Below are 12,593 nucleotides of genomic sequence, written 5' to 3'. Positions count from 1 at the left end.
ATTTTAAATATAGTACAAATACTATACAACTCAGGTAGTACTTCCATATCAGTCGACAAACAGTATATAAAAGACCCCGGATAAGTCACCGAGCTTTCGCTGGGTGTGCTGCTTGTAGGGAACACCGAACGCAGGAGCTGGTTTGCCAGCGAAGGGGCCCGTGAGATCGCCTTCGCCGGCAAGCCGGCTCCCACGGTAAGGGTTTCAGGCAGGCTGCACCCACCACGCAAGCGTCGGCCAATAGAGCTAATAATCAGCCACCGGGTACCCGAACCATGTCCATCTACGAGCAAGGCCTCGCGCCGTCTGCCGTCAACCATATCGCCCTCTCTCCCTTGAGCTTCATCGAACGCACCGCTGCGGTTTACCCCGAGTATCCGGCGGTGATCCACGGCTCGATCCGGCGCACCTGGGCCCAGACCTACAGCCGCTGCCGGCGTCTGGCCTCGGCCCTGGCCGGCCGTGGCATCGGCAAGAACGACACAGTGGCGGTGATGCTGCCGAATATCCCGGCGATGCTCGAGGCGCATTTTGGCGTGCCGATGATCGGCGCCGTGCTCAATGCCCTCAACGTGCGCCTGGACGCCGAGGCCATCGCCTTCATGCTGGCCCACGGCGAAGCCAAGGTGCTGATCGCCGACCGCGAGTTCCATGAGGTGATCCACGCCGCCGTGGCCATGCTCGACCACCCGCCACTGGTGATCGATGTCGACGACCCGGAATACGGCGAAGGCCAGGCGGTCAGCGATCTGGATTACGAGGCATTTCTCGCCGAAGGCGACCCAGAGTACCCCTGGCAGTGGCCGGAGGACGAATGGCAGGCCATCGCCCTGAACTACACCTCGGGTACTACCGGCAACCCCAAGGGCGTGGTCTATCACCACCGCGGCGCCTACCTCAATTCCCTGGGCAACCAGATGATCTGGGCCATGGGTAACCACCCGGTGTATCTGTGGACCCTGCCGATGTTCCATTGCAATGGCTGGTGCTACCCGTGGATCGTCACCGCCCTGGCGGGCGTGCATGTGTTCCTGCGCCGGGTCGACCCGCAGAAAATTCTCAACCTGATCCACGAACACCAGGTCACTCACCTGTGCGGCGCACCGATCGTGCTCAATGCCCTGGTGAACATGCCGGACTCGGCCAAGGCGGCCATCGACCACCCGGTCAACGCCATGGTCGCCGGGGCGGCGCCACCGGCCAAGGTGATCGGCGCCGTGGAGGAAATGGGCATCAAGGTCACCCACGTCTACGGCCTGACCGAGGTCTACGGCCCGGTGACCCTGTGCGCCTGGCACGCGGCCTGGGACGAACTGGCGCTGGAACAGCGGGCGCAGATCAAGGCACGCCAGGGGGTGCGCTACCCGACCTTGGAAGGGGTCATGGTGGCCGACCCGAAAACCCTGCAACCCACGCCCCATGACGGCCAGACCATCGGTGAGATCTTCATGCGCGGCAACACCGTGATGAAGGGCTACCTGAAGAACCCCACGGCCACCACCGAGGCCTTCGAGGGCGGCTGGTTCCACACCGGCGATCTGGCGGTAACCCATCCGGACGGCTATATCGAAATCCGCGACCGGCTCAAGGACATCATCATTTCCGGCGGCGAGAACATCTCCACCATTGAGCTCGAAGGCGTGCTCTATCGCCATCCGGCGGTGCTGGAAGCGGCAGTGGTGGCCCGACCCGATGAAAAATGGGGCGAAACCCCCTGCGCCTTCATCACCCTCAAGGCCGATCATCAGGAGGTGAGCGAGGCGCAGATCATCGCCTTCTGCCGCGAGCACCTGGCAGGCTTCAAGGTGCCGCGCACCGTGGTTTTCAGCCAGTTGCCCAAGACCTCCACCGGCAAGATCCAGAAATTCGTCCTGCGCGACCTGGCGAAAAACCTCTAGCCTGAATACACCAGCCCCTCTCCGGTAGGAGCTGACTTGTCAGCGAAGGCGCCCTCAAGGTCCCTGCATCCGCAGCCGGTTTGCCCGCGAAGGCGTCGGCCAGGGCGATACAGGGCTCGCGGGGCGCTTCGCCGGCATGCCGGCTCCTGCAAGAGGGCGGGTTTCGTTTTCGATTCATGCGGCCACGGCCGCTCAACCTCCCCTTTTTGCCCGAGGTTCCTGCAATGCCCGAATTCAATGCTCCGCTGCGCGATATGCGCTTTGTCCTGCATGAAGTGTTCAACGCCCCCCAGCTCTGGGCGCGCCTGCCGGCCCTGGCCGACACCGTGGACGCCGACACCGCCGACGCCATTCTCGAAGAAGCGGCCAAGGTCACCGGCAATCTGATCGCCCCGCTCAACCGCAGCGGCGACGAAGAAGGCGCCAGCTGGCACGCCGGGCAGGTAAGCACCCCGGCCGGCTTCAAGGAGGCCTACAGCACCTATATCCAGGGCGGTTGGGTTGGCCTGAGCGGCAACCCGGCCTACGGCGGCATGGGCATGCCGAAGATGCTCGCGGTGCAGTTCGAAGAGATGCTCTACGCCGCCAATTCCAGTTTCGCCCTGTACTCGGCCCTGAGTTCCGGGGCCTGCCTGGCCATCGACGCCCACGCCAGCGAGGAGCTCAAGCAGCGCTACCTGCCGCCGATGTACGAAGGCCGCTGGGCCGGTTCCATGTGCCTGACCGAGGCCCATGCCGGCACCGACCTGGGGATCATCCGCACCCGCGCCGAACCCCAGGCCGATGGCAGCTACCGCATCAGCGGCAGCAAGATCTTCATCACCGGCGGCGAGCAGGACCTGACCGAGAACATCATCCACCTGGTGCTGGCCAAGCTGCCGGACGCCCCCGCAGGGCCCAAGGGCATCTCGCTGTTCCTGGTGCCGAAGATCCAGGTCGACGCCAACGGCCACCTCGGCGCAGCCAACGCGGTGAGCTGCGGCTCCATCGAACACAAGATGGGCATCAAGGCCTCGGCCACCTGCGTGCTGAACTTCGACGGCGCCAGCGGCTGGCTGATCGGCGAGGCCAACAAGGGCCTGGCGGCGATGTTCACCATGATGAACTACGAGCGCCTGTCCATCGGCATCCAGGGCATCGGCTGCGCCGAGAACTCCTACCAGAACGCCCGCACCTACGCCCGCGAACGCATCCAGAGCCGCTCCCCGGCCGGCCCGGTGGCCAAGGACAAGATCGCCGACCCGATCATCGTTCACCCCGATGTGCGGCGCATGCTGCTGACCATGAAGGCCATGACCGAAGGCGGCCGGGCCTTCGCCAGCTACGTCGGCCAGCAGTTGGACCTGGCCAAGTTCGCCGACCAGCCCCATGAGCGGCACAACGCCGAAGCGCTGGTGGCGCTGCTGACCCCGGTGGCCAAGGCCTTCTTCACCGACACCGGCCTGGACAGTTGCGTGCTCGGCCAGCAGATCTTCGGCGGCCACGGCTACATTCGCGAATGGGGCCAGGAGCAACTGGTGCGCGATGTGCGCATCGCGCAGATCTACGAAGGCACCAACGGCATCCAGGCCCTGGACCTCTTGGGGCGCAAGGTGGTGGGCAATGGCGGCGTGGCCCTGCGCCTGTTCACCGGCGAGATCCGCGACTATGCCTACCTGCCAGGCGCCGCCTACGCCGCCGAACTACTGGACGCGGTGCAGCGCCTGGAAGACCTCAGCGACTGGCTGCGCGAGCAGGCCGCGCACAACCCCCACGCGGTGGGCAGCGCCTGCGTCGAATACCTGCAACTGTTCGGCTACGTGGCCTACGCCTACCTGTGGGCGCGCATGGCCCAGGTGGCCGAGCACAAGCACGCTGAAGACCCCGGTTTCTACGGTGCCAAGCTGGCCACCGCGCGCTTCTACTTCAGCCGCTTGCTGCCGCGCATTCTCAGCCTGGAGCAGAGCATCCGCGCCGGCAGTTCCTCGCTGTTCGGCCTCGACGCCGAGCACTTCTGAGTGCCCGGGCAGGGCGCCCGCCGCCCTGCCCCAGCTCCAGCCCCAGCTCCAGCTCCAGCTCCAGCTCCAAGCTCAGGCAACAGCCTCCCCACGGATGCAAAACCTCAAGCGACCCGGCATACTTCGCACCCGGACACCGCCCAAGGAAGAAACGTGTTGACCCCCGCCCTGATCGTCGCCAGCTCAGCCATCGTGCTGCTGCTCGGCACCCTGCACCTGATCTACACCTTCGCCACCGACAAATTCCAGCCCCGCGATCCGGCCCTGGCCGAACGCATGCGCCAGGTATCGCCGATGATCACCGGCCAGACCAGCCTGTGGCGGGCCTGGGTCGGCTTCAATGCCAGCCACAGCCTGGGCGCCATACTGTTCGGCCTGGTCTATGGCTACCTGGCCTGGCTGCACCCGGCCCTGCTGCTGGAAGCCCGCGGCCTGCTGCTGATCGGCCTGGGCTTTCTTGCCAGCCTGTGGCTGCTGGCGATTCGTTACTGGTTCCGCATTCCCCTGGTGGGCATCAGCCTCGCCCTGGCGCTGTTCGCGGTTGCCTGCGGTTTGCTGTTCGCCTGAATCCAACCCGCCACTCCCCCTCATCGGCCCTGTCATTTTCGAGTCCCTGCATGTCGCCCCTGTACACCCTCTGGTCCAGGCTCTACTACCCGCTGTGCTGGATCGCCGTCGCCGCGCCCACGGCCAGCATGATCCATTGCAACCTGAACCTGATCGTCCCCCGCGAGGTCGGCGGCACCCTGTTCGGCGGCTCCATGGACTTTGTGATGTACCTGGGCGGCTGGGCCCTCAGCGTCCTGGGCCTGGTGCTGGCGCTGCTGACCCGGGTACCCGGCGCGCGCCTGGCGTTGATCGTCGCCGGGCTGGTGCAAGGGCTGCTGGGCCTGTGGTGGCGGATCAACTACCCGGATGATTTCGACGGCAACCTGATCTTCAGCATCCAACCCCGGGAGCTGGACTATGTGATGGTCTTCGGCTTCGCCCTGGTCTACAGCGGCGTCTACCTGTTGCGTCAGCAGCGGCTCAAGCCGCGCCCACCCGCCACTGGCAATCTGCTGTTGCTGCGCACCCTGTGGGCCCTGGTGCTGGCAGCGACCTTCATGCTCCCACCGCTGCTGGCCATCACCCGCAAACCCCTGCCCTATTGCGCCTTCGACCGAGCCGGCAATCAGTTGAGCGTATGCCTGGGTCCGGACACCCGAGTGATTGTCGACTGAGCGTCACCCCGGCTTCTTTCTACCTGTTCTCTACCTTGATGAGTGTGACCATGTCTCACCTGTTTACCCTGTGGTTGTGGCTGTACCGCCCCCTGTGCTGGATCGTCGTCGCCATCCCGCTGTCGGTGATGCTGATCTGCGATGTGCAAATGATGCAACCGCGGGATGTCAGCGGCACGCTGTTCGGCGGCGCCATGGGTTTTCAGCTGTACCTCTTTGCCTGGGTGCTGTGCCTGATCGGCCTGGTCCTGGCCCTGCTGACCCGGATGCCCGGTGCGCGTATGGCCTGGCTGATGGCCGGGCTGGTGCCATTGCTGCTGGGGGTGTGGTGGCGGCTCACCTACCCGGATGATGAGGATGGCACCCGTGCGTTCAGCCCCCAGGCCTGGGAGCTGGACTACATGATGGGCGTCGTCGGCGTACTCTTCATCAGCGGCCTGTACCTGTACTGGCGCCGCCGCCTCGTCTCACGGCCCGCCGCCCACAGCGCCGATGTGCTGTTTCTGCAGACCCTGTGGGCGCTGGTGCTGGCGGCGGTGTTCATCCTGCCGCCGCTGAGCTTCATCAAGCAGCAAACCCTGCCCCGCTGCGCGTTCAACAAGGCCGGGGAGCAATTGACCGTGTGCCTGAGCGATGATCCGAACGAGCCGGTGATTGTCGACTGACCCGGCGCTTGCAGCAGCCTGACACAAAAAAGCCCCGAACCGATCGGGGCTTTTTTCTGCCGGGTGTCCCGTCCTGTGCTATCGAAGCTTAGTGGCCGGTGCTTCCCTGCGCACCGGCAAGGCGGCGGCAAAGGCCAGGGCCTCTTCCCGGGTGCCGAAAGTGGCGAGCCGGTCACCCGCTGTGCAGACCTTCCAGGGGCCGTAGTTGACGCTCAATACCTGATAACCGTTGATCTGCAACTTGTTCAACAGTGGCGTACTCATGGACACCTCCTTTTTGTCAGCGTGCCTGGAGTTTGGCCGTTTTACCTTACACCCGCAAAACCACCCGGCGACTGCCGCATGTCGGCGCGCCGGGATCATTCCCTCAGATTGACCAGGGGGTCGTAGACTCGCGAGCGCTTGCGTTGATGCTCGGGTTCGGGCTGATCCAAAGGCGCCCTGGCCGGCCCCACCGGATCGACCTAGGGGTCGGCGAGGTCCGGCGAGTCGGGGCCGAAACCCGGGTCATGGGGATTCGAGGCGTACTCGGACGAGCGCGGTCCCGTGGGGTTCTTGTCAGCCATGGTCAATTCCTGTGCTAACCCGCAACAGGGCGGGTACAGCCGTTGGATCGCGATCCGCTTCAAGGCTGCCGGCAAACGGCCCCATGGCCACCGGTAAATTGCATTGCGCTGCGCAGCGTCGCAGGATGACGCCCTGGCCCACAACCGCAGAAAAGGAAGTGTTGATGACGATTCGTGCCGTGGTTTTCGATTTTGGTGGCGTGCTGTTCGACTGGAGCCCGCATCACCTGTACCGCCAACTGATCCCCGACGACGAGCGTCGCCAGTGGTTCCTCGACACCGTCTGCACCCAGGCCTGGAACACCCAGCAGGACGCCGGGCGGCCCCTGGCCGAAGCGACCCGCAGCCTGGTGGCTGAGCACCCGGAACATGCGCCGATGATCGAGGCCTATTACGGACGCTGGCCGGAGATGCTCAAGGGACCGCTGGAGGAAGGCGTGGCCCTGCTTCAGGACCTGCACCAAGCGCAGATGCCGCTGTTCGGGTTGACCAACTGGTCCCAGGAAACCTTTCCCTATGCCTGGGAGCACTATCCGTTTTTACAGAAGTTCCGCGACATCGTGGTGTCGGGGCAGGAGCGGCAGATCAAGCCGGATGCCGAGATCTATCACACGACCCTGGGGCGGATTCGCGCGCATTTGCCGGGGGTGGCGCCGGAGGAGCTGGTGTTCATTGACGACCATGCGCCAAATATCGTCGCGGCCAGGGCGTTGGGGTGGCGGGCGATTCATCATGTGGCCGGTGGGGAAACGCGGCGCCAGTTGAGGGAGTTGGGGGTGGTTTGAGTCCTGGGGCTTTTTTTGGGGAGGGGGACATATCCGGTGCTGCGGGTGCGGCTACTGGCGGTTCCGCTTTTACAGCGGGTTTGGGTACATATCCGTTCTTGCGGGTGCGGCCGCTGGCGGTTCCGCTCTTACAGCCATCCCTTTCAAGGTCTTTTCGTTTTGGCGGCCTTGATGACTCGATCGGTTGAAACATGGGCATTCACGGCCGTCCCTTGCACCCATGTTTTGGGCTTGGGTACCTTGGGGCCTCGTGGGCTTTTGGCGACTTGCTTGGGTTGGATGTTCTTGGCCAATCCCAGCAGGCGTTGGGCGAGTTCTTCCATTGAAACAGTCGGCAGATACTCGCTAGGCAAAGCGATCTGCATGCCCTCATAGCCAGCCCTGACCTGAATCGCCAAATGATAGAGCGAAGCCTCCCAACCCTCGGGCAGAGAATCCCGGTGAGCTTGTTCGACACTGCGTTTGAGCAAGGCCAAAACGTTGTACGCCAGCACGGCAGTGGTGAAGCCAAGCAAGGCTGCCCGCGGACTGCCGAGGGTTTCAATTTCACTTTCCAGAATCGCTTCCAGTCGTTGGAACATCCCTTCAATACTCCAGCGACGACGATAAAAATCCGCGATCTGTTGTGCGCTGATGTGCTCGGGCAGATTGCTCCAGAACATCAAACAGCTATCACCTGAGTCGTTTGGCGAATGAAGCGTCAGTTCAACACGACGCCATAAATGACCGCCTTTCACTTCGATGGTCTGCTCACGCACCGTACCTGTTGCAACAGGCGCAGGTGCTTGCCACTCACCCTCCTGAATCAGGCGTGGGTGCTTGGCTTGCTGACGAATGACAAACGACGTTTTTACCTGCTCACAAGCCTCCATTACAGGAAGCGTGCAGTAGAGCCGATCAGCGATCCAAACCTGATTGGCCTTGGCCTCGGCCAGTAGCGGCAAGACGCAGACACGCTCACTCGCATAGGCGTCTTCGCAGGGTTGGAGGTCAATTACTTGATCCAGATCGGGGTCGTAGACCACAACCGAAAAACCGGGGCGAGCCGCCCCCCGTTCTTGGCGCAGCGCGCCAAGGCGCTTTTCAGTAGATGCCAGGTGGCTGCCATCGACCACCCGAACTTGCCAGTCGGCAAGCATGGCTGAACAACCCAGTTCCTTGATCGTCGGTGCCAGACGCTGAGCACAACCTGTGATCAACGCTCGCAACAGCGCAGGTTCGGTACGGCTGATATTGTCGTAAAGAGCCGCGAGGCTGACCGGAAGCTCTTCAAGCTGCCTGGCTGCAGCGTGCAGTGACGGCCGCAAGCCCAAGGAAACAAGGGACATGAGCTTGACGATGGTCGAGAACAGCAATTCGCGAGAGTACTGCCGTTGTCGGTGCTCTTCGAAAACCTGATCGACCCACTCCGGCGCAATGGCTTGCTCCAAGGCCAATTTGGCCATCACGCTGGCAGGTGCTTTTTTCTCGAATCGCGCTAGTACATCGGCCCACATCGCTCGGGTCTTCCTGACTGAATTTCAGCGCATTTTACCCAAGACCTTGAAAGGGATGGCTCTTACAGCGGCTCACTTTTGAAGAGCGCAAAAGGTGAGCAAAACGCTTCTGCCCCTCCACTCGGGGCCTCGCATAGCGAGGGGCCCATGGAGGGGCAAGCCCTTTTGGTTCCTTTTTGCTGGGCCGGCACTCCGGCGTTTGAAAAAAAGGACTCGCCGTAAGGGCGAAACCCTAAGCAGCCGTTACCGCAGCAACGGATATGTACCCCATCCCACTCGCCGCAAGATCGAGCCCCAAAGCAACCGCACCCGCAGCAACGGACATGTAACCCATCCCACTCGCCGCAAGATCGAGCCCCAAAGCAACCGCACCCGCAGCAACGGACATGTAACCCATCCCACTCGCCGCAAGATCGGCCCCCCAAACCACCGTGACCGCAGCACGGACATGTCCCCCACCCACCGCTGCAAAAGCGAAACCACCAGCCCCCCTCTATCGCCATCCGCACTCACCTCCCCCTTGCATATCGCCCTTTGGAATTTCCACAAAATCAACCCCTTACCTCTGTGAATCCACCTGTCGGAAATCCACAAAATCAATGTGCCATTACCCCGCCAACTCCATCCGCGCTGCTTAACTGCAAAGGCTGCCGAGTAGCGCAGCCCCCCTAACCCCACGGAAGGCACACACCATGAGCCCCACTTCGCAACACACGGTTGTCCCCTACGGAGTCGCGATCCAGTCGGCCATCGCCGAAGGGCAGCTACCCCAGATGAAAGCCCTGCTGGCCAAGCGCGATCCGAAGAGCGACGAACCCAAGGATCTGAAAAGCGCCTACGAACAGCTGGCCAAGGAAGTCGCCCGGCTGGAGCAGCACTGACCGCTGTTTCCCCGTCATTGAATGGAGGCAAAGCATATGTCCGGTTCCAATTCCCACGCCGAAGGTCTGTTCCCCCTGAGCTATCGCATCGGTACCGCTCAGTCCGGGGCGCCCAGTCTGATCCTCAACCTGCTGGTCTATACCCCCGATCACAGTGTGCGCGGCGGTTCGACCATCACCCAGGCGATCAACCCGCCCCTGGACCTGCACAGCGATGTCTGGGGTCAGTACACCTACCTTACGGTCATGCCACCCAGCACCAGCAAGATCCTCATCACCGCCCAGGGCAATCAGGGCGGCCCCGGCTCGAACTCGATCATCACCTTCAAGCTGCACCTGGTGGTCAGTGACGACTGGAAGGAAGGCATCGCCAACTACCAGTACTTCAACGGCCACAACTGGGTTTCGGTCAATCAGGTGCCCGCCCATCTGCAGGAGACGGTGCAGTCCAGCACCCTGTCGACTCCCAAGCACCAGGGCCAGTACAGCGCCGTGAACAGCACCAACGCCGCGCTGTATGGCGGGCCGATTCACGGCGCCATCGCCAGCGGCGATCTGGCACAGATGAAGAGCCTGCATCGGGTGGCCACCCAGCAACTGGAACAGCTGCCGCTGATCCGCACCGCGCTGGACGCCGCCAAGGCCGAGATCGAGAAGCAAGAACGCCGCTGATCAAGGCCATCCATCGAACTTGATGCCTTCTATCCAGATAAGGAGTTGCAGCATGACAATCGGACTGTTCCATACCCGCCTCATCGTCGCCAACCCTGTGATCGGAGCGCCGGTGCTGACCCTCGACCTGCTGGTCAACACCCCGCAGAAAAAAGTCAGCGGCGTGGCTCGGGTGACCCAGAGCACCTCGCCACCGGTGAATGTCCTCGCCGATGTCTGGGGCGACTACTCCCAGGTCAAGCTTGATCCGTCCAGCGAGGGCCACATTATCCTCAGCCTGGCCGGCAACCCCAGCGGTCCCACCAGCCAGATCGCCGAGACGTTCCATCTGCAGGGCATCCTCGGTCTCGACTGGGCCAGCGGCTTCGCCAGCTACAAGTACCAGTACCAGGGTCATTGGCATGTGGTGCAACACGCCGCCGTGAGCCAGGCAGCGGTGGAGCAGTCGCCCGGCGAGCGCGCAGTCCAGGCCGGCCAGCCCCACATGCACCCGCTGTACGCGGTGGCGCTGCAGGAGGCCCAGACCAGCGGCGACCTGGCGCGGCTCAAGGCGCTGGTGGCCCAGGGCGAGCAGCAACTGGCCAACAGTGAAAACCTGAGCCAGGCGGCGCAGCAGTTGCAGGCAGAAATCAGCCGCCTGGAGCGCCGCTGAGTCCAGGCCAGCGGGGCCGGCCGTCATCGGGCGGCCCCGACTTGGCCAAACCGATCGCGCCCTCGCCAGCCGCGGAAGGCGCGCCTGTTTCAATGGCTTGCTGCCGCGCACCGCTGGGTGCGCAAGGATCTTTCATGTCAGACCGTCTCCCCGCCCGCTACCTCAGCGAAAACGACCTCAAGCGCTATGTGCCGGTGCACGTGGTCTGGGAAATCACCCTCGCCTGCGACCTCAAGTGCCTGCACTGCGGCTCCCGGGCCGGGCATAGGCGCCCCGGTGAACTGAGCACCGAGGAATGCCTGGCGGTGATCGATTCACTGGCCGCCTTGGGCACCCGGGAAATTACCCTGATCGGTGGCGAAGCCTATTTGCGCAAGGACTGGACGCGACTGATCCAGGCTATCCACGACCACGGCATGTATGTGGCGATCCAGACCGGCGGTCGCAACCTGACCCCGGCCAAGATGCAGGCCGCAGTGGACGCCGGGCTCGATGGCGTCGGCGTGTCCCTGGACGGCTTGGCGCCGCTGCACGACGCGGTGCGCAATGTGCCGGGCTCGTTCGACAAGGCCCTGGACACCCTGCACCGGGCCAGGCAGGCCGGGCTCAAGATCAGCGTCAACACGCAGATCGGCGCCGCCACCCTGCCCGACCTGCCGGCCCTGATGGACCTGATCATCGACGCCGGCGCCAAGCACTGGCAGATCCAGCTGACCGTGGCCATGGGCAACGCCGTGGATCACCCCGAACTGCTGATGCAGCCCTACCAACTGCTGGAGGTCATGCCGCTGCTGGCGCGCCTGTACCGCGAAGGCAACGAGCGCGGCCTGCTGATGAACATCGGCAACAACATCGGCTACTACGGCCCCTACGAACACATGTGGCGCGGCTTCGGCGACGACCGGGTGCACTGGACCGGCTGCGCCGCCGGGCAGACGGTGCTGGCCCTGGAAGCCGACGGCACGGTCAAGGGTTGTCCGTCCCTGGCCACCGTGGGGTTCTCCGGCGGCAACGTGCGCAACATGAGCCTGCACGACATCTGGCACTACAGCGAAGGCATGCATTTCGGCCGCCTGCGCTCGATGGACGATCTGTGGGGCTATTGCCGCAGCTGCTACTACAACGACGTCTGCCGTGGCGGCTGCACCTGGACCTCGCACTCGCTGCTGGGCAAACCGGGCAACAACCCCTATTGCCACTACCGGGCCCTGGACCTGCAGAAAAAAGGCCTGCGCGAGCGCATCGTCAAACTCGAGGACGCGGGCCCGGCGTCCTTCTCCGTGGGCCGCTTCGACCTGATCACCGAGCGCATCGACACCGGCGAAGCCATGACCAGAGTCAGCGACAGCGGTCAGGTGATCAAGCTGGCCTGGGTCAACCAGGGGCAGGCAGCCCCCGCCGAAGGCCGCATCCCGCCGCGCCTGGCCCTGTGCCGTAATTGCCTGGAGTACATCCACGCCGTTGAGAGCACCTGCCCGCACTGCCACGCCGATGTCGCCGCCGCCGAAGCCCGGCACCAGGAGGACCGGCTGCGCCAACAAGCCCTGATCAACACCCTGCACCAGTTGCTGGGCCTGCCCCCGGAGCAGCCGCGCCTGTAATCGCCGCCCGTTGCGCCGCCGCGCCCGCTGGCGCGGCGGTGCCGATATCAATGCCGCCGTCCAAGCCCGGGCAGTGCCCGCCGTCCGCTGCGCAAGATTTTGCGCGCTTCGTCAAACACCCCGTAAACCCTGTACTGAGGAGGCGATCCTTTGTCGT

The 12,593-nt window shown here is 63.7% G+C and carries 12 protein-coding genes and 1 pseudogene; 10 read left to right on the top strand and 3 right to left on the bottom strand.

Translation table 11 applies throughout. The annotated features are described in order from the left end of the window. Positions 1 to 275 precede the first annotated feature (275 nt). The 5 genes from PLD_RS26340 to PLD_RS26320 all read left to right on the top strand — a co-directional run bounded on the left by PLD_RS26340 (position 276) and on the right by PLD_RS26320 (position 5,783). Positions 276 to 1,898: an acyl-CoA synthetase gene (locus PLD_RS26340; protein ID WP_159897599.1), complete on the top strand. Its 1,623-nt coding sequence runs from the start codon at positions 276 to 278 to the stop codon at positions 1,896 to 1,898. Positions 1,899 to 2,122: 224 nt separating this feature from the next. After that, entirely contained in the window at positions 2,123 to 3,895 is a 1,773-nt protein-coding gene (locus PLD_RS26335; protein WP_159897598.1) for an acyl-CoA dehydrogenase C-terminal domain-containing protein, read from the top strand. A gap of 153 nt (positions 3,896 to 4,048) precedes the next feature. Then, the gene (locus tag PLD_RS26330) at positions 4,049 to 4,462 is read left to right on the top strand and encodes a hypothetical protein (RefSeq protein WP_159897597.1); all 414 of its coding nucleotides are present in this window, start codon (positions 4,049 to 4,051) and stop codon (positions 4,460 to 4,462) included. A gap of 50 nt (positions 4,463 to 4,512) precedes the next feature. Next, entirely contained in the window at positions 4,513 to 5,118 is a 606-nt protein-coding gene (locus tag PLD_RS26325; protein WP_159897596.1) for a hypothetical protein, read from the top strand. Between the two features lie 50 nt (positions 5,119 to 5,168). Then, positions 5,169 to 5,783 carry a hypothetical protein gene (locus tag PLD_RS26320; RefSeq protein WP_159897595.1) on the top strand — a complete coding sequence of 205 codons (615 nt, stop codon included), beginning with the start codon at positions 5,169 to 5,171 and terminating at the stop codon, positions 5,781 to 5,783. Positions 5,784 to 5,861: 78 nt separating this feature from the next. Here PLD_RS26320 and PLD_RS26315 read toward each other — a convergent pair whose 3' ends face one another. Together PLD_RS26315 and PLD_RS30840 are read right to left on the bottom strand one after the other, a co-directional pair. Continuing rightward, positions 5,862 to 6,047, bottom strand: a complete 186-nt coding sequence (locus PLD_RS26315) for a DUF2188 domain-containing protein (RefSeq protein WP_159897594.1) — start codon at positions 6,045 to 6,047, stop codon at positions 5,862 to 5,864. 95 nt (positions 6,048 to 6,142) lie between these two features. Further along, a pseudogene (locus PLD_RS30840) lies at positions 6,143 to 6,349 on the bottom strand (DUF6021 family protein). A gap of 164 nt (positions 6,350 to 6,513) precedes the next feature. Here PLD_RS30840 and PLD_RS26310 point away from each other — a divergent pair. Next, positions 6,514 to 7,134, top strand: coding sequence for an HAD family phosphatase (locus PLD_RS26310; RefSeq protein WP_159897593.1), 621 nt, complete (start codon positions 6,514 to 6,516; stop codon positions 7,132 to 7,134). Between the two features lie 143 nt (positions 7,135 to 7,277). On the opposite strand, the gene PLD_RS26305 is transcribed toward PLD_RS26310, so the two are convergent. Then, on the bottom strand, positions 7,278 to 8,579 hold the full coding sequence (locus tag PLD_RS26305) for an IS4 family transposase (RefSeq protein ID WP_159898216.1): 1,302 nt from the start codon (positions 8,577 to 8,579) through the stop codon (positions 7,278 to 7,280). Between the two features lie 743 nt (positions 8,580 to 9,322). Here PLD_RS26305 and PLD_RS26300 point away from each other — a divergent pair. The 4 genes from PLD_RS26300 (at position 9,323) to PLD_RS26285 (ending at position 12,436) form a co-directional block, all read left to right on the top strand. Further along, positions 9,323 to 9,511 (top strand): DUF1843 domain-containing protein, encoded by a 189-nt coding sequence (locus PLD_RS26300; protein WP_159897592.1) that lies wholly within the window; start codon positions 9,323 to 9,325, stop codon positions 9,509 to 9,511. 36 nt (positions 9,512 to 9,547) lie between these two features. Next, complete coding sequence (locus PLD_RS26295; protein WP_159897591.1) at positions 9,548 to 10,183, top strand: DUF1842 domain-containing protein; 636 nt, start codon at positions 9,548 to 9,550, stop codon at positions 10,181 to 10,183. A gap of 52 nt (positions 10,184 to 10,235) precedes the next feature. Continuing rightward, complete coding sequence (locus PLD_RS26290; RefSeq protein WP_159897590.1) at positions 10,236 to 10,835, top strand: DUF1842 domain-containing protein; 600 nt, start codon at positions 10,236 to 10,238, stop codon at positions 10,833 to 10,835. A 134-nt stretch (positions 10,836 to 10,969) separates the two neighbouring features. Further along, complete coding sequence (locus PLD_RS26285; protein WP_159897589.1) at positions 10,970 to 12,436, top strand: GDL motif peptide-associated radical SAM/SPASM maturase; 1,467 nt, start codon at positions 10,970 to 10,972, stop codon at positions 12,434 to 12,436. The last annotated feature ends 157 nt before the right edge of the window (positions 12,437 to 12,593 follow it).

It is taken from the genome of Pseudomonas sp. LD120 (genome assembly GCF_009861525.1).
Taxonomy (GTDB): domain Bacteria; phylum Pseudomonadota; class Gammaproteobacteria; order Pseudomonadales; family Pseudomonadaceae; genus Aquipseudomonas.
Note: the sequence above shows the minus strand (reverse complement) of the source record. Positions and strands in the feature narration are given on the sequence as shown.